This window comes from Promicromonospora umidemergens, from assembly GCF_024171995.1.
In the GTDB taxonomy this organism is placed as follows: domain Bacteria; phylum Actinomycetota; class Actinomycetes; order Actinomycetales; family Cellulomonadaceae; genus Promicromonospora; species Promicromonospora umidemergens.
Window position 1 is genome coordinate 347,394 of record NZ_JAMTCT010000005.1, and the last position, 25,214, is coordinate 372,607.

14 protein-coding genes are annotated in these 25,214 nt (G+C 65.9%); 8 read left to right on the forward strand and 6 right to left on the reverse strand.

The window, feature by feature from the left end; all coding sequences use genetic code 11:
• Positions 1-427 precede the first annotated feature (427 nt).
• Complete coding sequence (locus tag APR04_RS11760; RefSeq protein ID WP_253870456.1) at positions 428-2,947, forward strand: glycoside hydrolase family 9 protein; 2,520 nt, start codon at positions 428-430, stop codon at positions 2,945-2,947.
• A 281-nt stretch (positions 2,948-3,228) separates the two neighbouring features.
• A complete protein-coding gene (locus tag APR04_RS11765; RefSeq protein WP_253870458.1) occupies positions 3,229-4,410 on the forward strand; it encodes a glycoside hydrolase family 76 protein in 1,182 nt (393 codons plus the stop codon).
• A 70-nt stretch (positions 4,411-4,480) separates the two neighbouring features.
• On the opposite strand, the gene APR04_RS11770 is transcribed toward APR04_RS11765, so the two are convergent.
• Both APR04_RS11770 and APR04_RS11775 read right to left on the reverse strand, forming a co-directional pair.
• Complete coding sequence (locus APR04_RS11770; protein WP_253870460.1) at positions 4,481-5,293, reverse strand: isocitrate lyase/PEP mutase family protein; 813 nt, start codon at positions 5,291-5,293, stop codon at positions 4,481-4,483.
• Positions 5,294-5,569: 276 nt separating this feature from the next.
• The gene (locus APR04_RS11775) at positions 5,570-7,384 is read right to left on the reverse strand and encodes a galactose-binding domain-containing protein (protein ID WP_253870462.1); all 1,815 of its coding nucleotides are present in this window, start codon (positions 7,382-7,384) and stop codon (positions 5,570-5,572) included.
• A 390-nt stretch (positions 7,385-7,774) separates the two neighbouring features.
• On the opposite strand from APR04_RS11775, the gene fxlM reads away from it, so the two are divergent.
• Positions 7,775-9,022: a methyltransferase, FxLD system gene (gene fxlM, locus APR04_RS11780; RefSeq protein ID WP_253870464.1), complete on the forward strand. Its 1,248-nt coding sequence runs from the start codon at positions 7,775-7,777 to the stop codon at positions 9,020-9,022.
• Positions 9,023-9,060: 38 nt separating this feature from the next.
• Here fxlM and APR04_RS11785 read toward each other — a convergent pair whose 3' ends face one another.
• Both APR04_RS11785 and APR04_RS11790 read right to left on the reverse strand, forming a co-directional pair.
• Positions 9,061-9,768: a lanthionine synthetase LanC family protein gene (locus APR04_RS11785; protein ID WP_253870466.1), complete on the reverse strand. Its 708-nt coding sequence runs from the start codon at positions 9,766-9,768 to the stop codon at positions 9,061-9,063.
• 97 nt (positions 9,769-9,865) lie between these two features.
• A complete protein-coding gene (locus tag APR04_RS11790) occupies positions 9,866-13,675 on the reverse strand; it encodes a hypothetical protein (protein ID WP_253870468.1) in 3,810 nt (1,269 codons plus the stop codon).
• An 879-nt stretch (positions 13,676-14,554) separates the two neighbouring features.
• On the opposite strand from APR04_RS11790, the gene APR04_RS11795 reads away from it, so the two are divergent.
• From APR04_RS11795 to APR04_RS11805, 3 genes are all read left to right on the forward strand, one after another.
• Entirely contained in the window at positions 14,555-15,496 is a 942-nt protein-coding gene (locus tag APR04_RS11795) for a hypothetical protein (protein WP_253870470.1), read from the forward strand.
• Positions 15,497-15,719: 223 nt separating this feature from the next.
• On the forward strand, positions 15,720-16,724 hold the full coding sequence (locus APR04_RS11800; RefSeq protein ID WP_253870472.1) for a DUF4917 family protein: 1,005 nt from the start codon (positions 15,720-15,722) through the stop codon (positions 16,722-16,724).
• 183 nt (positions 16,725-16,907) lie between these two features.
• Complete coding sequence (locus APR04_RS11805) at positions 16,908-17,900, forward strand: hypothetical protein (RefSeq protein WP_253870474.1); 993 nt, start codon at positions 16,908-16,910, stop codon at positions 17,898-17,900.
• 444 nt (positions 17,901-18,344) lie between these two features.
• Here the strand turns inward: APR04_RS11805 and APR04_RS11810 are convergent, their stop codons facing one another.
• Together APR04_RS11810 and APR04_RS11815 are read right to left on the reverse strand one after the other, a co-directional pair.
• Entirely contained in the window at positions 18,345-19,184 is an 840-nt protein-coding gene (locus APR04_RS11810) for a hypothetical protein (protein ID WP_253870476.1), read from the reverse strand.
• Positions 19,185-19,454: 270 nt separating this feature from the next.
• Positions 19,455-21,359 (reverse strand): hypothetical protein, encoded by a 1,905-nt coding sequence (locus APR04_RS11815; RefSeq protein ID WP_253870478.1) that lies wholly within the window; start codon positions 21,357-21,359, stop codon positions 19,455-19,457.
• A gap of 347 nt (positions 21,360-21,706) precedes the next feature.
• On the opposite strand from APR04_RS11815, the gene APR04_RS11820 reads away from it, so the two are divergent.
• Together APR04_RS11820 and APR04_RS11825 are read left to right on the forward strand one after the other, a co-directional pair.
• Positions 21,707-23,425: a hypothetical protein gene (locus APR04_RS11820; RefSeq protein ID WP_253870479.1), complete on the forward strand. Its 1,719-nt coding sequence runs from the start codon at positions 21,707-21,709 to the stop codon at positions 23,423-23,425.
• Between the two features lie 946 nt (positions 23,426-24,371).
• Positions 24,372-24,971 (forward strand): phosphotransferase, encoded by a 600-nt coding sequence (locus APR04_RS11825; RefSeq protein ID WP_253870480.1) that lies wholly within the window; start codon positions 24,372-24,374, stop codon positions 24,969-24,971.
• Positions 24,972-25,214 lie beyond the last annotated feature (243 nt).

The window sequence follows — 25,214 nt, forward strand, 5'->3', positions numbered from 1 at the left end:
TGCCGCGGCACTCCCTTGCTCCGCAGCCGTACGCTCGTCTGCTCCACGGATTGCGGGTGCGGGCCTCGCGGTCCCAGTTCTGGAGTGCGGCGAAGACTTCACCGGGCAGCCTCTCAGCGAGGCTGATCGCCGCGTGGGTGGGGCCTGAAAGTCGACGATCCTTGACGTATCGCAGGAGGAGTTGCGTAGGCCGGTACGTGCGGAGTCGACGTGCGGCGAGTCGCCGCACCTGAACCGGGCGCCTACGCGGCATGCCCTTTCGTGGTGGTCATGGCGCAGATCCTAGCTGGGCCAGCGCGCCAGAATGCGGGCCTGCTCCTCTCGGTGTTAAACGAATCAGTTCGGCGGCAGGGGTGCCACCTCGGACCCTGCCCCGCATACGGTGACGACCTTCCGGCTTTGAAAGCGCTCTCACCGAGGAGTCAGCGTGAAGACAAGACAGCAGCGACGACGTCGTCCGATGGTCGCGGCAGTGGCATCGCTCGCCCTCGTGGGTGTCGTGATGCCGGCCACGGCCCAGGCCGACGACGGCACGGAGATCCTGACCAATGCCACGTTCGACGGCGGCATGGCGCCCTGGTGGGTCGCCGGCGGTGTCGAGCTCGCCGAGACGGAGGCCGGCATGTGCGGCGTCGTGCCTGGTGGCGGCCAGCAGTGGGACGTCATCGTCGGCCAGAGCGACGTCTCCGTCGCGGCCGGCGAGACCTACACGATCGGGGTGACGGCGAGCGCGGCACCCGAGGCGTCCGCCCGCGTTCTCGTGCCCGACCCGGAGACCGAATGGCCTCCCCTGTACTACGCGGACATCACCCTCAGCGCGGACGGGCAAGCGTTCACCGAGGCGTTCGAGCTCGCAGCCGACGCCGAGACCGAGGTCCAGATCCAGCTCGGCGGCAACGTCGAGGACTTTGAGCTCTGCCTCGACGAGGTCTCGCTCCTCACCGGCGGTGAGGTCGAGGAGTACGAGCCCGACACCGGCCCCCGGGTCCGGGTGAACCAGGTCGGCTACCTGCCGGACGGTCCGAAGCGCGCCACGCTCGTGACCGACGCGACCGAGCCGGTCGCCTGGGAGGTCGAGGGGCCGGACGGCGCCGTCGTCGCCTCCGGTGAGTCCACACCCGAGGGGCTCGACGAGTCTGCCGGCCTCGACGTGCACACGATCGACTTCTCCGACGTCACCGCGACCGGCACCGGCTTCACCCTGGCTGCGGACGGCGAGGTGTCCTACCCGTTCGACATCTCCGCCGACCTCTACGACCAGCTGCGTGCCGACTCGCTCGGCATCTACTACACGCAGCGTTCCGGCTACGAGATCGTGCCGGTCGAGGTGGACGGCGAACAGCTGAAGACCGAGTACGTCCGCCCAGCGGGCCACGTGTCCGAGTTCGGTGGCGGCGACGTCAACCAGGGTGACGTGAACGTGCCCTGCCTGCCGCCGAGCGGCGCCGTCGACCACCAGGGCAATCCGCAGCTGGGCGGCGACGACCACTACGGCGAGAACGGCTGGGCCTGCCCGGACGGTTACGCCATCGACGCGTCCGGCGGCTGGTACGACGCCGGAGACCATGGCAAGTACGTCGTGAACTCCGGCATCTCGGTGTACCAGCTGCTGTCCGCCTACGAGCGCACGCAGTACGCCGACACGGTGACCGATGGCGCGCTGGGCGACTCCACGCTGGTGATCCCCGAGCGGGACAACGGCGTGCCGGACATCCTCGACGAGGCCCGCTGGAACCTGGACTGGATGCTCAGCATGCAGGTGGCCGACGGCGTCGAGATGACGATCGACGGACAGCAGGCCGATGCAGGCGGCCTGGTGCACCACAAGCTCCACGACATCGCCTGGACCGGCATGAACACCCTGCCGAGCGAGGACCCGATGCCGCGCTACGTGCACCGGCCCTCGACGGCGGCGACGCTCAACACGGCCGCCGCAGCCGCGCAGGGCGCCCGCCTGTACGCCGAGCACGACGCGGCGTACGCCGACGAGCTGCTCGCCGCCGCGCGGCGCGCCTGGGACGCAGCGGTCGCCCACCCGGAGATCTACGCGCCGGACACGAACAGCCTCGACCCGAATCCGGGCGGTGGCCCGTACAACGACACCACCCTGGGCGACGAGTGGTACTGGGCGGCCGCGCAGCTGTTCCTTGCCACGGGCGAGGCCGAGTTCTCCGACGCCGTGCTCGCCTCGGAGTACCACGTCGGTGGCACCGAGGGCGACATCTGGCGAGCCTCCGGCTTCGACTGGGGCTTCACCGCGGCGGCCGGGCGGCTCGACCTCGCGACGGTGCCGAACGACCTGCCCGGGCGTGCGGACGTGGTCACCTCCGTGATCGAGGGGGCTGACGAGTACGTCGCCGTGCAGCAGGACGAGCCGTTCGGTCACGCCTACCACCCGGGGGACTACGGCTGGGGTTCGAACCACCAGGTGATCAACAACGCGGTGGTCATCGCGACCGCGTACGACCTGACGGGCGAGGACCGCTATCGTGCCGCTGCACTGGAGTCGTTCGACTACGTCCTGGGTCGCAACGCGCTCAACAATTCCTACGTCAAGGGGTACGGGACCAAGTACTCGGAGAACATGCACAACCGCTGGATGGCATCGGCCGGCCGCCTGCCGCCGCACCCCGACGGCATGATGGCGGGCGGTGCGAACTCGGCGATCCAGGACCCGGTCGCCCAGGAGAAGCTGCAGGGCTGCGCCCCGCAGTTCTGCTACATCGACCTCGTCGACTCGTGGTCGACGAACGAGATGACGATCAACTGGAACGCGCCGCTCGGCTGGCTCGCGTCCTGGGCGGACGACATGTCGGACGCCGGCTCCGGTGACCACTGTGGGGGTCACCATGGCGGTGGCCACCACGGCGGGGGCCACCACGGGGGCGGTCACCACGGCGGTCACCCTGGTGGGGGTCACCATGGCGGCGGTCACCGCGGCCGTTAGGGCCGACGCTCGGTAGGACCGCCGAGGCCGGGTACCGGACCATGTGTCCGGTACCCGGCCTCGCTCATGGCGCGTGGATCCAGGGGGTGATCACGTCGTTGACCGGTCGAGTCCGGGTCCATAGCATGGCCGCCAGGCGTTCAGGACCCTGCGGACCGATCCGAGTCGACGGAGACTCCGTGATGCTCGCCCGCGGAGATGACAGCGCTGACATCCGCCGCCGTCGGGCCTGGTCCGGACACCACCGAGTGACCTAGCACCACCGAACGAAGGAGCGAACGATGAGGTTCACCAGAGTTGCCGGTACGGTCGTCGCGCTGGCCTGCGCGCTGGGGGCATCGGCCCCCGCCGGTGCGCAGGACCGCGGTGCCCCCGAGACGTCGCAGCGCACGCAGGTGCAGCGGGCGGTCGCGTCGTACGACGCGATGCAGGAGTACATGGCCGCGGACGACGGCTCCGGCCTGTACCGCGAGCGGTACCCGAGCGGGGCAGAGGACCGCCCCTACTCGTTCGAGTGGCCGCACTCCCAGGCGCACGTCGCGACGCTCGACCTCACCGGGCTGCCCGGGGCTCTGGGGCGGTCGTTCGAGGACGATCTCGCGGACGACGCCCGCGGGCAGGAGCACTTCTGGAACGCCGACGGCGGCACCACAGGGCTGCCCGGCTACGACTCGTACCCGCGCGCCCCGTACGGCGACGGCGGCGACATGTTCTACGACGACAACGAGTGGGTCGCGCTCGCCAAGGTGCAGCAGCATCTGGCGACCGGCGACGAGGCAGCGCTCGAACGTGCGGAGGAGATCTTCGAGCTCGTGGTTTCCGGGTGGGACACCGACGAGTCGCACCCGGCGCCCGGCGGCGTGTTCTGGACCCAGGCCGACTGGAGCACCGACCGCAACACCGTCTCCACGATGCCCGGCGCGCAGCTCGCCACCCGCCTGTACATGATCACCGGGGAACGGCACTACCTCGACTGGGCGCAGCGGATGGTCGGGTGGACCGACGAGCACCTGCTCGCACCGAACGGCCTCTACTGGGACAACATCAAGCTCGACGGGTCCATCGACCGCACGCAGTGGTCGTACAACCAGGGCGTCCCCCTTGGTACCTTCACCCTGCTGTACGAGGCGACGGGCGACGAGCGCTACCTGGAGAAGGCGGAGGCGATCGCGGCGGCGTCCTACCGCTACTACGTCACCGAGGGGCGGCTGGATGGCCAGCCGATGTTCTTCAACTCCATCTGGTTCAAGAACCTCCTCCTTCTGGAGTCCGTGACCGGCGGCACGACGTACCGGGACGCCATGGCGGACTACGCCGACCACCAGTGGCGCACCGAGCGTGAACGCACGACCGGGCTGTTCAACGCCGGGGACGAGCACACCGAGCTCCTGGAGCAGGCGGCGATGGTCCAGATCTACGCCACCCTCGCTTGGCCTCGTGAGCGGGCGTCCATCCTGTACTGAGGGCGGGGGACTTCCGTCCAGAATGCGCGAAGCCCAGGTCAGAAACCATCTCTGACCTGGGCTCCGTGCCTCAGTTGAGCGCGCGCGTCGAGGCCGGGATCACGCCATCGGCGTAGAGGCTCTTCGCCACGTCCTGCAGTGCTGTGAGCGCGACACGCTGCGTGGTCGGCCCGTAGGAGATGCGCGCAACACCGAGGGCTTCGTACTCGCCGGCGGTGAGCGCGCCGGGCAGCCCGATCACGCTGATCTTGCGATCTCCGATGCCCTCGACCAGCTGCCGCGCCACGTCGGCACTGAGCACGCCTGGCACGAAGACGACATCGGCGCCCGCCGCAAGGTAGGCCCGTCCGCGATCGATCGCGTCGGCGATCGACTCCTCGACGGGCCGATCGCCCGCACGCACGAACGCGTCGGTGCGTGCGTTCAGCGCGAAGGGCACTCCCTCGGTCGCGGCCGCGGCGACGATCGCCTCGACGCGCGCAGCAGCTTCCGCGACCGGACGCAGCCGGTCCTCGACATTCGCGCCGACGATACCCACGTCGATCGCGCGGCGCGTGGTCTCGGCCGGATCCTCGTACCCGTCGTCGAGGTCGGCTGAAACCGGCACGTTGCCCGCCGCCGCCACGATGCGCCCGACCATGTCGAGCGTGAGCTCGAGCGGGATAGTCCCGTCCGGATACCCGAAGCTGGCGGCAATCGAGTGACCCGCAGTGGCCAGCGCCTTGGTCTGGGGAAGGGCGAGGACCGCCTTTGCAGACACGACGTCCCACACGTTCACGACCCGGAGGATCTCGGGCGCCGCATGCAGCTCGCGGAGCGTGCGCGCCCGGTCGGCCCGTGACGCCTTGTGCTCGTTCGATGTCTCCGATGTCTCCGATGTCATCGAGTCAGAGTAGCTGGATGAGCGCCGGATCGAGCTGCTGGAGCAGGCGGCGATGGTTCAGATCTATGCCACCCTCGCGTGGCCGCGCGAGCAGGCGTCCATCCTGCACTGAGACCTGGCAGCAAGCGGCCTCGCCGTCGAACCACGACGAGAAGAGCCGAGCTGGTAGGACCAACACATACCTCCCGGCAACGGGGGACGAGGTGCGGTGACGACCAGACCGGCACGCTCGACCTGATCGACGGCGAGGCGCGCCCCAGCTGAGGATTTTCCCGGTCAGTGCTGGGCGTCCACCGTCTCCAGCGCGTTCTTGTACTCCTTGAGGTCGGCCCTCGTCGCGCCCACGTCGAGGCGCACGGCTTCGATGGCGACCAGCAGGTCGCCGACCGTGCCACCCCCGACGATCGGGTCCTCCAGGGAGACCGAGCCCGCCGCGACGTTGAGCCACAGAGCGAGCAGCTGCCGGTCGAAGACGTCGACCCACTCGTCGTGGTTCGCTGCCCACAGCACCTGTTCGGCGTCGTCCAGCGTGGTCAGGTCGACCACCTCGTCGAACACGTCGCTCTGCGCGCGCGTGCTGATGAGGAAGCACAGCAGCTCGTCGGTCGTGTAGTCCGGGTTTCTGACCTGCCGGTACTCCGACGACCAGTACCCGGCGCCGCGAGCCACGGGCTCCGGCGTGGGCTGCTCGCCGCTCGGCGTGCCGTAGACCTCGAGCTCGTAGAGGGAGAAGCCCCACTGCGTCGCACGCTCGGTGGCGTAGAGGCGCACGTACCGGCCCGTGCCCGAGACGCCCAGGTCGTCGAACGAGCCGTCACCGTCGGTGACGGTATGCACCGTGGTCCAGGTCTCGCCGTCCGGTGAGGTCTGGATCTCGTACCCCGACGCGAACGCGGTCTCCCAGTCGATCACGACGCGGCTGAGGTCGTGGCTCGCGCCGAGGTCCACCGCGATCCACTTCGGCTCGCTCCACGCGCTGCCCCACCGGGTGCCGGCGTTGCCGTCCACCGCCAGGTCGCCGGTGCGGGCGGGGTCGTCGATGCTGGACGTCGTCACCGGTCGGCCCAGCGTCAGCGACTCGCCCTCGTCGGTGCACTCGTCGCCGTCGTCCTCGGACAAGTAGCAGCGCAGGTACTGGTAGGACTCCGCAGAGGACTCGAACGACGGCGCGTAGTCCCACTCGTAGGTGTAGTACTCCACGTACGGCTCGGCTGCGGCGATGATCGCCGGAAGGTCGAGGTCACCGTTGCCGAGGGCGACCTGCCTCGGGTCGCCCTCGGCGTCGACGTTCACGGCGTCCTTGATGTGGAGGAGTTCGATGCGGTCCCCGTACTCCTCGATCCACGCCGGGACGTCGATGCCGGCGTCCGCGGCCCAGCCGACGTCGAGCTGGAACGTGACGTAGCGCGGGTCGGTGTTCTCCTCGATGACCTGCCAGGCGCTGACCATCTCACCCGTCTCCGGGTGGGGATACCGCGTGGTGAACTCGCTCTGGTGGTTGTGCAGCACGATCTTGTTCGCGCCGTTCTCGTGCGCGTACTGGCCGAGCCGGTTGACGTACGCCGCGGTCGCGAGCGCTTCCTCGTAGGTGCCGTAGCTGCCCGCCATCCCGCCGGTCCCGATGTAGTCCTGGCCCAGTGCGACGGCGTAGTCGACCGTCTCGGGCCACGTGTTCCAGTCCGTGCTGCCGTGGCTCGAGGACACCTCGAGGCCGTGCGCGTCGAGGATCGACTGGTACTCGTCGACGGGCATCGAGTAGGGCTGGCTGAACGGCTCGATGTTGGTGAAGCCGGCATCGGCCACCTCGCCGAGCACGCGGTCGATCGTCTCCGGGGACGGTGTCCCGGACCCGAGCTCACCGACGTGCGTGTACAGCTGGATGGAGATCTTGGAGTCGGGGAGCCCGTCATCCTCTCCGCATGCTGCGGCCGCCGCGGTGGTCAGTGCGGGGGCTGCGACGGTGGAAGGGGCGGCGACGGCCGGGGCCGCGGCGAGCGCTGGCGCTGCGGCGAGCGTGCCCGCGAGGAGTGCACCGCCCGTCAACGCCGCGCTGAGGCGCCGCGCGCGAGGCGAACGTCGTGAGATCTGCATGGCTGCTCCGATTGACGACTCTGTCGATTTATGGCGACGACCATGCGACTTCTGTCACCATGTGGGCAAAAGCAGTTTGGTGGTCGGCCGATACCGTGTCAAGGGCGGGTGAGCCCGGGCCCTCTCGACGGGTGGTCGAGGAAGGCAGTGCGCCACTGGTGATCGACACCGGCGCCTACCTCCGACCGGACGGCTCGTTCTCCTACTGCTCGACGTCGAGACCGTCAACCCGCCCGCCGACGTCGCCGCCGCTCTGGGCCTTGCCGATGGACAACAGGCGGTTCCCCTGACGATCCCGGCCAGCGCGTCGACTGTCGCATCGTTGTCTCACCTACGTGCGGGACGGCCCTGGACCGGGACGGGACACGGTCTGGGCCATAACCTCGACGGGTGGATGAGACGCGTGAGGACGATGTGACGTTGCGGTCCGGGATGCTGGATCGTATGACGGCGATGTGGGGCCGCCCGCTGGTCGAGGACGTGGCCGGTGCGATGACGGCGGTGCCCCGGCACCTGTTCGTCCCCGAGGTGCCACTCTCGGAGGCGTACGGGCTGGGCGCGGTGGTGACCCACCGGGACGCTCAGGGCGTGCCGACGAGTTCGGCGTCCGCGCCGGGCACTGTTGCGGGGATGCTGGAGCAGGCGCAGGTCCGACCAGGCCAGAGGATGCTGGAGGTCGGCGCCGGGACCGGGTACAACGCCGCGCTTCTGGCGCATCTGGTCGGGCCGTCGGGTTCGGTCACCACCATCGAGTACGACACGGAGGTCGCCGAGGCGGCAAGGAGGCACCTGGCCGCGCACAGCGCGGACCGGGTGCGGGTCGTGACCGGTGACGGCACTCTGGGCGCGTCTGAGGACGGTCCGTTCGACCGGATCCTGGTGACGGCAGGGGCGTGGGACGTGGCGCAGGCGTGGGTCGAACAGCTCGCTCCTGATGGGCGCGTGGTGCTGCCGCTGCGTCTGCGCGGACTCACGCGAGTTGTCGCCTTTGAACGCACAGAGACGGGGTTGCGGAGCCTGTCGGTGGTGGAGGACGGCTTCATTCCGATGAAGGGCATCGGTGCCGTGCCGGAGAAGAACGTCCCACTCGGACCCGGCCCGGACCTGACGCTGCGGATCGACGACGCAAAGCCGGTGGAGAGGGCGTTGCTGAGCGCATTGGACGGCGAGCCGGCGCTGGAGTGGACAGACGTCGTAGCGCCCTGGGCATGGACGCCGGAGCAGGATTTCTGGCTCGCGACTCTGCCCGGCTTCTGCCGGGTGTTCGTCAACGCGGCCGCTGTAGCGGCGGTACGAATTCCTCGCGCGAAGGACCCGTGGGGTGCGTGGGGCGTCTACTCGGGTGGGTCGCTGGCATACATGGCTGCGCGGCAGGTCGGCGGCACCGATGAGATGCCCATGCTGCAGGTCGGTGCGTGTGGGTTCGGGCCTGACGGGGCCGACCTTGCACGGCGGCTCACGGGCCGTGTCCAGTCGTGGCAGGAGCAGACGGCGGGCGGTGTCGCAGTGACAATCGACGCCCGCCCGCCCGCCTCGGCACCACTTCCGGACGAGGACGAGGCTTTGCTGGTCGTCGAGAAGGTGGACCACGTGTTCGTCGTAACCGCGGTCCGTACTCCGACGTCCGTTGAGGTGTAGCACCGCACGGAACACACAACGTCGCGCAGGCCTCGGGCTCATGCGATGAGCAACATGGCGTCCCAAGGAGTGGTGGCAGAGCGGGCGGGAAGCTCGGCGAGTTCGCTGAGGGTCAGTGCCACGCCTGCCGCACCAGTGAGGAATCCCGGGTTGTCGTGGCTATTCCCGTGCTCGACGTGGGTAACAAGGAATGGTCGTTCGCAATCCAGTGACTGCGTGAGTTGGGCCGCCGCGTGCTCAGCCATGTCGTGATCGACGCCGGTTGCGCAGCGCAGGACTCCGGCGTATCCGTGGCAGAGCGTGGGTCCTTCGGTGTCCCACGCCGCCTGCTGAGCGTCGAGCTCCACGAGCTCCACGAGGTCCGCACGGGCTGCTTCGGCCAGGGCATTGTCGTCGAGCGCACGTGCTGCGTGCAGCAGGCTGCGAGCGATCCCCGGTGCGCCGTAGCACCACGCGGTGCGCCGTCCGTGCCGAGTGGGGGTGGCGCCGTCGGCGAGTTCCCGGCCGGTGGCGTGGTCTGGCCAGCCATGGTCGTCGACGCGCCAACAGTCGAGCCAGGCGACAGCGTCCCGGATCGCAGTCTCTTGCCCGGCCGGCGGCATGGGCGATCGAGAGGAGCGCGAGGGGGCCGGCGACACCCAGGATGCGCGCTCCACCCAGCCCAGTCCCGCGCACATCGCGCTTGCCCGCCTGGCCAAGTCCGGTCTTCTGCGGATCTTCGTCACCCTGAACTTCGACCAGCTCATGGAGCGCGCGCTACGGGCGGAGGATGTCGAGCCACCAACCGAGTGCGGTCATCGACTATGGGCCGAGGACCTGCAATCTCGCGCCTGGCGTACTCGCTCACGTGTCGCTGAGGAGACGCGTCGCCAGTTCTGGGTCTAGGTCCCATTGGAGGCTGATCGTCAAGAGTCGATCGAGGTCCATCATGTCGACGGATGAACCCGTTACAGTGCCTGTTGCGATACCGGCGGCCAGAGTGTCGGAGACGCCCACCGGCTCGTCGAACTCTCCTTGAACGCGCTCACCAAGAGCAGCGACGTGGCGGGCGACGGCGTCGACAACCTGACTGTCGTCCAGTTCGGTGATCGAGTGAAATGCCGCTAGGAACCGGGACTGCTCCTGGTCAGCGAACTCCTGCAGGGACGTGACATCCGGCCGCCGTTCAGTGAGTGCGGCGAGACCAGACAGCCCTTGAAGCGCCTGGTGTGCTGCGCTCACCGCGTCGGTGAGTGGCGTGTCGTGGGGCTGGCCGAGCTGTTCGGTCCACGTATCGAAGAGTTCCGGATTGGGCAGAATAGAGAACTGAATCTGGCGTGCGAGGGCGCGCACTGGACGCCCGGCGACAAGTGGGACCAAGAGGATTGGCGGTCGACCGCCGTCAGAGGACTGATCGTACGTCTGGAGTATGGCGGTGAGTTTTGCGAGAGACTCGGCCCACTCGTGTATAGCTGACTGGCGCACGCCGATGGCGATCTGCTCAGGAGGCCATTCGTGGGCCGCAGGTTCGTCCATAGGACGAACCCAGACCTGGATGTCGAGCCCCTCATCGTGTGCGGCGGCCCGCAACTGCTCGATCCTCTTCGTGAGTTGTGCTGCGGCAGAATCCCGAGCACGGTCTGCTACACGGTGCAGGGCAGTCTTGTACGGACCTTCACGGGCTATGGAGACAATTGCTGGGGGAGTGAGATCGCCCCAAGCCAGCTCGGCAAGCACTGCGTGAAGGTCGGCGAGCATCTCGTCCATCTGCTGGAGCTCGAGCGGTGCAGCCTCGTCGATCAGGTCCCAGCGCTCGTCTTCCGTTGTGCGTGCGGCGAGTTTCCGGAGTGTGTCTCCGGTGAACCCGACCAAGCGGGCCCAGCCGGGGTCGAGGGACTGTAGTTCGGGCGTGAGGTTGTCCACGATGCCCTGGATCAGGGTATGCAGGGCATCGTTCCGGGGGGCTGGCGCTGTCCCGTCGGCGGCGACGCTGAACAGGTCGGCACGGTCGATCGGCAGTGTTAACTGTTCGGCTCGCGATCGCAAGGCCTGTCGCTGGGACTCAATCTCAGCTGCCTCCTCAGGGCGACCACGAGACACGCACCAGGCTCGTGTCAATCGGTCCAGGTACCGGCAGGCGTCGGCCACGAGGGTTCGTGCGATCAGTGCCCGTTCTGTCGGTTGCATTGCACCGGAGGTAAGGGCTGTGATCTGGGGTCGCATGCGGTTCCAGGTGACTGCGGTTGTCGCGTGGTCGTAGCGGCGGGAGAGCTGACTGATCCCGCTGGTGAGGTCGCCCATATGAAGGGGGACCTCTCCTGGGAGGAGCGCCTGAACGTCGACGGAGAGGCACTGAGGGAGGCATCGCAGCATGATCCGCGCAAAGGTGCGCACCACCGCATCGATGTCGGGGATAGCGCGGTTTGAAATGTGCATCAGACGGGCGTAGCCAACGAGTTCGTCGGCGCGTTCCACCACGCTGACCTCGACAAGGAACGGTGTGTGGGCCCGTAGCCGATTAAATACGGACTCTTGTCCGCCAGCGGCTTCGTACAGTGCCACGGCAGTCTCCAGCGACACATCCATCGCAGCGGCAAGGATATCGCCGAGCTGTTCCGCTGAGGCCGCAGTGAGCATCACGACAAGCGAGCAATCCTGGGGCCAGGGCCTGATCGCATCGGACAGGCGGAGATTTGTGCCTGCGAGTACCCCGAGGAGTCTCAGCGCGCTCGGTACGTCGCTGCAGGTCGCGAGGACGTCCGAGAGCTCGGCGATGCCGGCGGTGTGGACGAGTTCGTCTCGCAGGGGTGAGGGGCCTGACGAGTCCGGAGCGATCTCGGAGACCGCGGCGGTGATCTCGGGCCTCAGATCGAGGTCGGCCTTGTTCTTGAGGAGTGCAAGCTGGAGAGTCACCGACCGGAGTGCAGGCTGGACACCGTGCTTCTCGAGGATCAATGACCATCGGCTGGCGGTCTGCTGGAAGTCAACTATTCGAAGTGCCTGAAGCGTCGCAGTCCAAGCTTCTGGGGTGTTACGGCGTTCAAGTTCCACAAGGGACCGTGCGACAACGAAGTCGCTGAGCGTGGGAACGTCGCTCAGCACCCCGACGATGAACGACTGCAGTTGCACGTCGTCGAACATTGCCAGGATCGTCTCGACAGAGTCTTGGAGGGCCGGCGGCGGCACGTCGTGGACGGCCACCGACAACGCCGTGGAGCGCAGCTGGTGCAGGCCGGTCAGTTGCGTGCCGTCGATGTGCACGAGGTGCTCCTCGTTGAGACGCGCAAGAGCCTCTCGGAAATCTGAGTCCGGTGCACCGATCTGCCGCTGGACCGCTCGCATAGGCAGGTCGACTGCCCATCGGTGAGCAGTTGCGACCAGTGCGATGATCTTCAGTTCCGTGTCTCGCTGTTCTATGACCCGTCGGTGGACCTGTTCGGTCAGCACGTCCTGTAGCCGCCGACCTCTGGTCAGGAGGTGGGTGTACTCCAGGGTGAGACCGTTTGCCGCGTCGTACGCCTCTCGCCAGTGGGCGGTCGTTGTAGCACCGGAACGCTGGAGACCCGCGTGGATCTGGGCCGCGACCGCCTCGTCGAGCCGGACGTCGATCGTCGTGGACTCTGCAGTGCTACGCAGCAGCAGCAGATCTTCAGTTCGTACGGAACCGAGTAGGACGACATGGGGGACGGTCGCGAGCTCGCCACGCAGATGGTCCCAGGCTTGGAGCGCACCGGCGGCCACACCATCAACGACGAATCCGACCGGTGACCGACTTGACGGGCGGTACGCGCGTGCCAGGCGAACGATCGCGTTGACGTCTGTCTCGCGTAGCCGCCGGACGCGGTACCAGAGGATGTGGCGCGTCGAATAGGCAGCAGCCCACGTCACCGTCGACTTGCCGACTCCGGACGGTCCCGTCACAAGTACGGAAGTATCTCTCTCCAGGGCCGCCACGACTCGCCCGGTGACATCGGGGCGCGGTGTTGGCAAACCTGCTGCGATGTGACCCGGCTGGACAGCCACGCCCTCGTAGAAGCCCGGGCTTGCCAATGGTGAGTCGAAATCCGCTGGTTCGCACAACTCGTTCGTCAGCGCTTCCTGGAGCGCCTGCTGATCCAGGATCCCTATGACCTCGACGCAGACGCGCTCAATGGACGTGCGATCGAGCCCCTCGCGATTTGCGCGAGTGGCAGCAGCGTTGGCATCTGACCTTGCCGCTATCTGGTCCCTCAACGCCAGGACCACGGGCTCGGCTGACATCGGCAACAAACCGTGACGCGATGCGACAGCCCCACGCGCCTGTTCCGCGGCGGCTCGCCACGGAAGGACGAAAACGCTCACCAAGCGAGCGACCGACTCAATCTCGGGATCGGTCAGCCCTCGGCGGGAGCCCAGGCGGCGGAGAGCCACAGAAACGGCGTGGTCGTTCGGCAGCGCGTCAATCGGTGTGCCCCACTGAGCGAAGAGCTCCCCGTCTACGGGGCGTTCCAGCACGAGGACAGGTTGGCCAGAGATACCCGCCGCCTCCCGCCGCGCACGTCGTTCTGCAATATCAAGCAGATGTCCCGCGACCTCGGATGCAGAGAAGTCGCCGATGCGTTCCTGGCGAGACTTGACCTGTACGTCCCAGCTCTGGGGTCCCTCGCATGACAGGTCCTCATCGCCCTCAGGCACGACGCGGTCAAAATCGAGTGAGCCGTCTAGAAGCTGCCCACAAAGCCATGCACCTACAGCATCCTGGTAGTGGAATCCGCGGCCAGCTGTCGCCCCGGAGCGAGACTCTGTCCACAGAGCGGCAGCGGCTTCGCCCCCGACCGATGCGTCACTCCGGGTGCCCTGTTTCGTGACTGAACTCGGGTGCGGGGAGTTCGCCGCCACCGTCGTGCCATGTGCTGGTCCTTTCCGCGGCCGAGCCACAGCCCGCTTCGGGCCGCGCTTCCCGCCCTTTCCCGCCACCAGGGGATCGTCCCAGGTTTCCACGAGGCCGACCAGGCCATCCTCATGCCATCCGAGGGAGCGACTTTGCTGCCGCGCTGTCCGCGTCGGCACGGCGACCACGGAGCCGAGGGCGCCAGGGGGTCGAGCCGATCGTAGTCGCGCTGAACGCAGCCGACGTCGGAATGCGCATTCAGCGGGCTGGAAATGCTCAGACGAAGCCGGGCTCTCCCTCGCCGCCAGCTTCCGACGCAGCACTATGGGCTTACGCTGAGAGTCGACGGGCCAGCCCAATCAGCGCCACGACATCTTGCTTCCACCGTTGGGGACGGCGTCGTCGGGCTGGCGGTGTTTCAGGCCTGGGCTGAGGCGTGCACCAGACGGCGGACCCTAATTCTCCCGGCTCGCGAAGCACACGGGACCGTACCGCGCCGGATGCTCGGCGCACGAGTCAAAGCTGGGCTCTTGAATTAGCGCCGCGTCCCGCTGCTCGGAGACACCATTCCCACCGGCACCGGCAGATCGACACTCGTCCAGCGTTGCGGCTAGCTGCACAGCGGACCAAGGCGGGATGCCCGAACTGCCGTATTCGGGCGGACCTGGCCATACCATCGACGCATGGGGCAATGGCCAGATGACGGAGAGCTGCTGAGCGCGGTAACAAGAGCTGGATGGTTGCTGGAGCACCACGCACTCAGGGTGCTCGCTGCTAACGGAATGGAACCACACATCGGATGGGCGTATCAAGATCCAGATACTCCCACCATATCCCGTGAGCTAGACGTATTTTCCTACAAGGAGCTAATGTGCGACGAGCGTTCCCGAGTCACGGTAACGGCCCGGTTTCTCGTGGAGTGTAAGCAGAGCGCGTTGCCGTTCGCTGGGATCGGCTACGCAATGCCCGAGGCGCGGTTCGAGAAGAATCCAAGGCAGCATGCACTCCCGACCAAGGAGATCTGGTCAGAGAAAATGCAGGGCGATAATATGCTGGTGTCTCATTTCCCTGCTTGGGGGCTGATGGGATTTCGCGCTCTCGCAGTGCAACACGGAGACGACAACTTTAGACTGACTCAGCTGACGCGGCTTGAGCGTGAGCGGCAAGGGGCGTGGGGTGCCTCGAACAGTGGAATTTTTACTGAGCTGGTCTATCCGCTCGCAAAGGCGCTACTGGCATCCCAGGAACCTCTGCGCGGCAGGGTCGCACCACCGACCGGTGGTCAGCGATCTGGATGGGCAGAGTTTGGTCTGCACTTCCCCGTTGTCCTCATTGGAAGTCCCCTGTACGTCGTTGACGCTTCAAGTTCAGAATATAAGGTGCAACAGCGAAGTTGGGCGACGGTGGTCCGGCAACTAAAGAGTAAGAACGTCGACGGGCTCTTTGAATTCGACATTGTCACCGAAGATGGATTCGAGGACTATGTCGTCGATCGTCTGGCATTCGCTGCCGCCCTCGCAAAGCGAGTCGGGGAGGATCCGCTTGCGTATACCACCGAGGGTAGGCATCCGCGACAATGGGTTCCCGACGGGGTTTCTAATGTGCCCCCGTGGCAGCGGGACTGAAACCTCGTTCGGCGACTCGACGGTCTGTGCTCCACCGGGCGTTGCTCGGCGCCACGTTGATCGGCAAGCCGCGCACATATGCTGTACGTACCGCTGACGTCGCGGTCGGCCCGCCGTCGGAGGCGGCGTATTCAGGCTGCCGAGTCGGTGCGCTCCTGGATTGGTGGCCTCTTCACCCGCTCATCGGCTGAGGGTGGCAGCAACGCTCAGTACGCTCGGTAGCGTGACGGCAATCGACGCTGAACTGGAGAGCTGGTCGGACTTGAGTTCGGACGGCAGTTGGCCCACGCTCCTGTTGGGTAACGGTGCGAGCATGAACATTTGGCCAGCCTTCGGGTACGACAGCCTGTTTGAGAAGGCGACCCTCAGTGTCTCAGCACGACATATATTCGGGCCGGTTGGTACCAACTTCGAGACGGCGCTTGAGTACATCCAGCACGCGCGAGTGGTCCTTCAAGCACTGAGAAAGCCGGTTGACGCGGTGGGCGCGCTTTACGACGAGATTCGGGACAGTCTGTTCAACGTCGTCAACGATGCACACATGGAATGGGGGCTCCTTAGTGACGAGTGTGCCACCGTCGTAGCGGATGCATTGAAGTTTCACTCAGCGGTCTTCACGACTAACTACGACCTGCTCATCTACTGGTCCCTGATGAGTGGGGATCGCCAGCATCTGCAGGGTACGACGGATCTGTTCTCGGGCCAGGACGAGCTCAGGTTCAACCCAGGCTTGTTTGCGCGGACAACCTTTTACTACCTCCATGGTGCGATCCACCTGTGGCAGGACGATGACGGGGTAAACGGAAAGTGGGCCAGTCGAGAGGGTCGGAGTCTTCGCCAGATTGCATCTCAATACCGCCCAGATTCTCAGATCAGGCCACTGTTTGTGTCCGAGGGTACATCCGAGGAGAAGTTGCGGACCATTCGCCGTTCTCCGTACTTGAGTCATTGCCTCAATGCACTAACTGCCGACGCCGGCGACATCGTTGTGTTCGGCCACTCACTGTCGATTCAAGACAAGCACATTCGTGACGCGCTCCGCGTCGGGCATACGGCAGGAAGGCGCATTGCCTTTTCTGTCCGCCCTGGGGGAGAAGCGGCGGTGCAGCGGCGCAAGGCGGAACTCTACGATCAGTTCCGTGGGCTCCAGCCCCGGTTCTTCGATGCCACGACGCACCCGCTGGGCAACCCAGCACTAGCTGTGGACGCTCCCACGGCTGATTTCTAGCTTCGAAGTTCTCGGTGTCGGTTCTACGGCTGGGTCGGGTGCAGGGCAAGATCCGAGCGCACGCGCACGCGCCGCTCGTTCGACCGGCGCGCCATCGGGTACTGAACAGTCCTGCGCCAACTCGGAGACGGCTGGCGATCGTCGGCCTGGTTGCCTGCTGGCTCAAGCACTAAGTTCTGAGACATGCCCAACGTGCGGCTTGGCGACCTAAATGGACAGGACGAGCCAGACGACTCCACCAGCCCTGACGAGGACTCCTCCGTCGATGACGGAGAGCTCGTGTGGCACTACCGGGACCGGAAGACCACCGAATCTATCCTGACGCAGCATGCCTTCTGGGGAATGGACGTCGAGGGGTTCTGCGACAAGGGTGAACTCAAGAACGGCAACCAGGTGGTAGCTCGCGCCTGGGCCAAGCTGGTCGACGAGTGGGATCCCCGAGACGAGCCGGGCTACGACTGGGACGAGATCGGAGAGTGGGTCGAGCGGGCGAGCAGCGACCTGTTCGTCGGTAGTGCCTTCGCCTGCTGCTTCTCCCGCAACGGTGACATCAAGAAGCAGTGGGAGGAGTATGGCGGCAAGGACGGCTACTCGATCGGAATCCCGAAAGGCGTGAGGCTGCCCGTCGTGGGGCAGGCGCGCGAAGAGTCATTCACCTTCCACGATGAGCTCCCTTTGAGGTGGCTCTCGATGCACTACGGCGAGGAGCGGCAGCTCACCGCCGCCGAGCGAGGACTGTGGGGCTTCATCCAGGAGTGGGCAGTCGGCCAACCGGGCTGGAGCGACGAAGATTTCGACGGAACGCAGTTCTTGCGTGATCGGCTTAGCAGCATTTACACGAGCGCTGCCGCGACGATCAAGAACGAGATCTTTTCGTTCGAGGACGAGATTCGCTACGCCCTCTCCCGCTCCCACGTCAGCGGTGGGATCCAACAGGTCGGTGAAAGGAAGATCCTCCGTCTGACTGGTGCGACAGGCGCAGATCGCTTCGCGACCGACTGGGATCACCACGAGCCAGCGGTCTTCCAAGCCGGCTACAGCCTGCTGCCGATTCAGGCGGTCTACGTCAGCCCGAGGAACGACTTTGACGAGGCAAGGACGTGGCTCGCGGAAGTGTTGGAGACATCCGGATACGACGGCATCGACATTCGTCAGTCGGACCTGGAGTTGCGGTAGGGAGTCGGGGTTGCCTTTCACGGTGACTCGGCGATCGTCAGTTTGGCGACGAGGACGATAGGCACGATCAGGAGCGCCGCGGTGCTCGCCCTCGATCGCCCAGAGCCTGCGGGCGTCGGGCTGCCGAGCGCGCACCTGCGCCGGGCGTGGATGTAGCACGAGAGATTCAGGTCTTGACCCACCCATCTATTTGGCGCCCGAATGAGTCTGGTACCAACCCGATGGAATCCGGTACGATGTAGTCGGCGAGCAGCCGTTCGCCCTGGTGATTCAGGGCTTCCGCCCGAATCCCACCGACTTATCGTGGCGTCGATTTCTTGGCCGATTAGGTCCAGAGGTTTGCGGTTGTAATTCGGTCCACCCATTGTCCACTCAGGTGGGTGTGCCAGCCCAAATCCCCATAGCCGCTTTGCCTACGAGTCGATGGTCTCTGGGCTGGCTGGCTTAACCTCGGTATGGCGTCTCGCTCAAAGCGACTTCAAGTTTTCGCTCATCGCTTCCAAAGAATCGGCGGGGGTCGCCAGTGCTGTTTTGGTGATGGATGCGAATAGCCGCGGCACTGCGTTTGCCACCCGCGAGCGGGCCTAGTCGCACGGCTTCCACGAGTTCGGGTTCGGCATGGTGGTTTAGGCCGTCATCGTGGACTGGCCGTGCTTCGAGGTAGGTGATCAACCGATTGTCGCCGACGCGTACCTTCAGATTGTCGTCGGTAGAGAAGACCAAGCGCACCTCGCGCTCGTCCTCGTAGGCTGGGTTCTTGATATGCAGGGCCAGGACTTCAAGCGCAAACATCGCGACCAGAGTCTCGTCCGTGTAATCCTCCGGGGCGACAGAGTCCATGATGGAGGCCGCGGCTGCGAGCATCCGGTCGACGTAATCCATCGCGGCGGCGGGACCGTACAAGACCGGTCGCCATCCAGCCATAAGATCCCGTAGCTGTCGGTGGCCGTTGGGGGGACTGGCGTCCCAGGTCCCTCCGGCGAACGCAACCTGACATTGTCCGTAGAGGCGGTACTGGGTGAGGCTGTCCGCGACCATGGAAGCTGAGAGGACGAACGCTTGTGGATACCAATCGCCCGGCTCATCGGCCTGTTCAAGGATCGTCTCCAGCTCGCCGATCGCGTGCGATGATCCCGGCGGTCGGTGGCTGGCGAAGCGCCCACGTATGACATCCCATCCGTAAAGCCGCTCGCTCGGATCGTTCAGGTCCTGCACGGAGGACGCCCATGCAACCTTGGACCCGATGAGCCCGTGTACGCCGGCAAGGCTTGTGTAGTGGTACACGGTGCCCTCGTAGACTGGAGGCAAAGGGTCCTTGAGCCTTGGACTCCTGGGCAGGTGGCGATATACAGCCACAGGCACACCGTCCTGAAGTTGATCCACAGCACCGATGGTAGGCGTGTGCGGCGATCTGGACGTCCCGTAGCCCACGTCAGTGCGCTGGACCGCCGGCGACCGCGGTCATCGAGGCTCGGGTGACGGGTCGGGGAGTGGTCGAAACTGTCCAATCACGCAACGCAACGCAACGCAACGCTGGGCTGGGCTGGGCGGGACTCAGGAGGAGGGCTGGCTGGCTATCCGGTTGCGCCAATACGTGGCGGCATCCTGACTAGATCGCATCGCGGCGGCTTCCGGAGTTAGCGAGGTCAGGGCGGTGCGAGGGTCGACCACCTCGATGTAGGACTCCAGCCCCCGCCAGAGTGCGCTGCTGCTGAGGAAGCTGGCGTATTCCCGCACGGACTTCACCATCGCGAAGCTCGTGGGATTGCCATGGACCAAGCCGTTGCGCACTCGCTTTCGCCTCCCTTCCAGCATCTCGGCCTCAGCCGTGTATTCCTGGACGAGTTCGGCGTAGACGGCGGCGTCCGTGACGCTGCGCAGCATCCGGGTGATCCACGCTCGTTCGTGTTCCACCTGGCAGACCGAGAGCAGTTGGCCGGTGCGGTCGGCGACGAAGAGAACCCAGGGGCGTGACGGGCTTGTCGCGAACCAGTCCCTGCTGAGGTCTTGTGTCAGTTGTGGCTGTGTGCTTCCACCGAGGAGACACATGCCGACCGCGTTCTGCACGTCTACGGTCCATCTGGTGTGCGGCCAGTGCTGCCGCAGCTCCGTGAAGGTGTCGTCAGGACTCATGGCGGCGTGTGCTGCGACGTGCTGCACCACCCGGTCGGCGAGCGGGACGATGCTTCGGATGTCGGCCTCGGACGGCTTGCGGAGGGCCATGTCGCGGCTGAAGGGATGGTCGGCGATCACCTGTACCTCGATCGCGGCGGCTAGGTAGCGGGGGAGTTCGTCCCGGCTAAGGGCTTGTGCGATGCGCGGCCCGTGCCTCTCGACCGCTTCGCCGGTCAGGTGTGCACCGTAGCTGTCGTTTGGGAAGCCGGTCTCCCGACGCGAGATTACGGAACCCCACGCTGCTTGGCGGCCGGACCGCAGGACGGCGTGCTGAACCAGGTTGGGGTGAATACCGCCGGAACTGTGGATCGAGACGTTCAGGATCGTCTCGACCATGTCGGTGGCACGCTTCACCGCGCCGGCCGCCGTTGTCTCTCCGAGGTCAACGCGCACCAGGAGCTCTACGTCGGACTCCTCGTCGACCAGTTTCGCCACCTTGAACTGGTAGCCGTCCTTCACCAGATCCCACAGCTCAGGTTTGTGGTCGAAGCCTTGGCCATCCGGCCGTGCGTTCGGGACGTGCCACTGCGCATCCATGAATGACACGCGTCCAGCACTGAGGGTCAGCCAGGCATGACCCTGGTACCCGAGCCACACCACGGTCGGTTCGACCTCCGCCGGGCTGCTCACCGTGACACGTGCCCGTGCGATCCGGTCTTCGGTCGGGACATCCAGATGGTGAAGCGGGCTTTCCTCTGCTTCCGGCCCGTAGGCGACCAGGGAGGCGAGAGTGTTGAAGATCGACTCGGAGTCGTGTCCGCGTCGCTGCAGTTGGTCGAACAGAAGGTCTGCAATCGGCCGGTACTGGCGCGCCGACAGTGAGCGGTCGCGTGCTGCGGTCACGAGGTCGTCCCAGCTGGCAGTGGTCGCACCGTCGGCCTCGAGCGTGGTCAAGAGGTCCTTCGCGCTGCTGGCCAGGTCCGTCCACACTGCATCGGTACGTGAACCTGGCGCATGAACGAGCACAGTCCTCGGGCTGGTTACCAACTGCGTGAAGGCGGCCTCGAACCGCGACAGGGGTGCCGAGACCACCGCGCGGACAGCCGCACCGAGCGCGCCGGTCGACCTGTCGAGTTCAAGACGCAGGTATCCGTGGTTGGTGCGCTTGGCCCACGCTTCCTCGCCGCTCGCCATGTCGACCCAGGCGGCGATCTCGTCCACGACACTCGTGAGGGGCATGATGCTGCTGGCACCGTGGCGCCGGTCGAGCGAGGAAACGAGGGACTTGATCCACGCGGGGTCGTCGTCCGCCCAGTGGCTGCTGACCTTGTAGTCCCTGAACATTGCGCTCCGATCGTTGATGGGTTGAACACTCCTCGTCTCGACGTCCTGCGGGCGCGGGCCAGACGCAAGCTCGCGAACGACCGGCACAGCACAGGTGCACGTCCACGCAAGAAGGGCGACGGCAACCGATCGATCCGCAGATTGATCACGTGGTCGGAGGGCGACCTCATTCGGACCGAAGAGGCAATTCTGCCCGTCGATCGCAACCGATCTCCACACCCGAAGTTCGACGTCGCCGGTCAGCAGTCACGCTGATCTGCGCCGCAAGCTAGCTCTGCGGCGCCGAGATCCCTGATGGTGGGACGCCAGGGCCTGTCGTGTCAGTCACCGCGGGTAGCGTCGTGCTCGTGATCGACTGGCGGCGGGTAGGCCAAGGGCGGTTCGACATGGCTGTCGAGAGGCTTCTTTGGGCGAAGTGGGGCGCAGTGCCTGGAGCGACTGCGCTCTCGCCCGATGGCCGCGGTGGTGACGCCGGGATCGACTTCCAGGTCACGACGGCGCTGGGGGAGCTGACGATCTACCAGTTCAAGTACTACCCGGACCGCGGGCTGGGGGTGTCGAGCAGGAAGCGGCACATCCGCGATTCCTTCGACCAGGCAGCGCGCCACCGCCCCCAGCGATGGGTCTTGGTCGTGCCCTGCAAGCTGACACCGGGGGACAGGTCGTTCGTCGAGGGGTTGGGCGGTGAGACAGGGCCGCTGATCGAGATTCTCGATCAAGTCGGCCTGGATGTACTGCTTGCTGAGCACGACGACGTGCGGCGTTATCTCGAACGTGACACGGTCCTCGACGCAGCCGGCGAGTACCAGCTGACGACGGCGGTCATCAAGGACGCGGACGACCTCGCCGAGCGCGTCCGGCTGCTGGCAGCTCGCGGCGCCGACATGGACCTGTACTGGGCACCAGACTTTCGCATCGAGAACGGCGTTACGACGATGACGCTCCGGCCGAAGTCCCCGGATGCGTCCGAGAAGAGCCCGATCGTCGCTACGTTCTCCCTCGACCCCGAGACAGCCTCGGAGGAGGACCGGGCGGCCTTTCGGCGGTCGATCGGGTATGGCGTGGGCGAGCCCGTCCAGGTCCCGGTCGTGGTCTCAAAGGTGACCGGGCCCGAGTTCTTCAGCATCGGCGGCCCGAGGATGCTGGCTCTCGCGGCGACGAAGCGCCCGCGGCCCGAGGACCGGTTCTCGATCGAGCTGCGAGCCGCAAACGGTGTGCTCGGAGAGCACGACGGGGTCGTGACCCACGTCGGCGGCGGTTTCGAAGGCGGGACCCTGGAGTTGACTTTCTACGGCGGGCTCACGATCCGCTATCTGCTTCCGCGCCGTGCCGGAGAACCGGGCGGTGCTGAAGTCCATCTGAGCGTGGACGGCCTGATGGTGTCCGACGCCGTCGAGGCGCTGCGACTGCGAAGGTCGATCTGCCGCGACGCCGGGGAAGTCGTCATTCGACGTGATGGTGAGGTCGCCGCGGCGTTCACCATCGACCGATTCGAGGACCCCGACGAAGATGCGCTTGAGGCGATCGATCAGTTCGTCGAAGACCTCGCTGCCATCGAAAGGCACCTGGGAGTGCGCAAGCGCATGCCGGCCTCGTACACGACGTACGACCGGGTTCAGGCGCGCCTGGCCCGCCTGGTGATCGAAGGCACCTGTGTCCTGGTCCCGGAGTGGTTGAGGGTCTCGCTGCGGATCAGCGAGGACGGCAGCTTGCCAGCTGACATGGGGCGTTTCATCGCCACGCAGAACCCCATGCAGATCCTGCAGGAAGAATTCGAGCTGAGTATCTGCGGCTGGCGCGTCGATGTCGGTCCGGCTCAGCTCGTCTCACCACGCGTGGGGTTCGCCGAGCCGGGCCACCTTCTGCGACTGCTGGAGTCGGACAACATCGACGGCGAGCTGGCCGTACTCGCTCCTGCGCCGCACGAACCGTGGAGACTGACCAGGCTCACGGAAGAAGACACGAGTGGTCCAGCCGTGCCTGTTTCTTGGAATGCCGTCGGCGTGGACGAGCATCCCGCTCTTGGCCAGGTCCATGCCATCGAAGTGAGCCGCGAGACGATCTGAGGTACCGCCGTGGCTCCCGGGGCGCGGTGCGACATCCATAGGGTGCAAGGAGGAGGTCCAAGGCCGCGAACTGGCCGGTGCTCACCAGAAACTCACCACTTGAGAGACCGAGAACCCACGAGTTTCCCCGAAGTTCCGCGGTAGTATCGACTCACGAGCAACCGCCAGATTCCGGGATAGTCCGAGGTCAGCGGTGTTTCTCCGAGAGTTGCCGAGGTCTCCCACCGAGTCCCGTGTGCGAGCGCCGCATGCAGGGGGCCGGCGGTTCGAGTAGGTAGTTGAGCTCGTTATCTGGTTTCGGACCAAAGCGCTCCGGCAGCGGCCACTCTTCTCGATCCTGTACGAGGACCGCGGCACCGATGACGGGGTTCTCGTTGGTGATGCCGGGTGCTGCGAAGCTCTGGATCGCCATCCGCTCGGATGGCTTTGGGGTCGACGCTGCAGGACAGGGTGATGACGGCGCGGGCGCTGGACCAGCGTGGGACTCTGTCCTCATGATTCAGCACACCAGCCTCGAATGCCCGTGGGATGCCCACGAGGGTACTTTCGAGGGGTGTCTGTGCAGGTCAGGGCACCTTCCACGGTTTACACCGTGCAAGCGTGGCTCGGTCGGCGCGCTGACGCGGCGACGAACCCGCCGCTCCGATCAGGACCGAGGCTGTTCCGTCAGCGCTGGAGCGAAGTAGCTCGCGAGCATCTCAGAAACCCACGCTGGCTGGTGCGTATCGCCTCGCGGCTCCATCTCCGCGAACCAGGGCTTGATGTCCCGACTCGACGTGGCGATCGAGGGCGAGACCGTGCACGGTCTCTACGACCGCACCATCGCCGCACCCGTCTCCTGGCTGGCCTGGCTCAGGCTCACTTCCGAGCAGCCACGTTGGACCGACAGCGACACCATGTGGGACGGCATTGCCACAGCAACCGGCCCCCCTTCGACGACATCCCGATGCCGCGTCATCTACGCTCCGTCGTCTGGACCGACGGCGGCCTCATCCTCCGCGCCGACCTGCTCACCTACGTCAGCCAGAAGGCGATTGGCACAGGCCTCGTCCTCGACCACTACCCCGACCTGTCCGACTCCTGGTGGCACGCACTCCGCAGCGGTCTGGAGCCACTGAAGCGCGTCACCACTACCAAACGCGTGGCCGCCGACCCCTGCGAAGAATCCTTCCGGAACTACTTCCTGGCCTTGTTCGGCGCGAACATCGATCCCGAGCACGTGGAGATGACCATGTCCCACGGCGACCTGCACTTCGGGAACATCACGGCACCCGAGCTAGTGATCCTGGACTGGGAGAACTTGGGATGGGCACCCGCCGGGTACGACGCTGCACACCTCCTGTGTTCCGCGATCCTCCAGCCCGCAGTCGTTGCCAGGGTGCAGACCGAGTTCGCCGACGTGCTCAGCACCTACACCGGAGCGGTTGCCGTGCTCACCGCCGCGTCCAACTATCTCCACCACGTCGAGAGAGGGGAGTTTCCGGACGTTGCCATCCCGATCCGGCGGTACGCGAAGACGATCATCCGCGATCAACTCGTGGCGTAGCGATCGTCCGTCCAGCCGCCGCTGCGTCGAGGTCGGCATGTGTCGTGCGGGAAGGAGCGACCGTAGGACCCTGTCAGAGACGCTGCTCTCCGAGTTGGCTGCGATAGCACAGGCGGCTCTCGCTTGCGCGGCCAAGCGGATTCCACGACGGAACGCGCTGCTGGTGGGTGCAGGTTCGAGCCGAAGTGGGAGGGCTTTCGCGTAGTCGCTGCGCGCGAGCGGCAGCAGGGCGGGCCGGCGCGT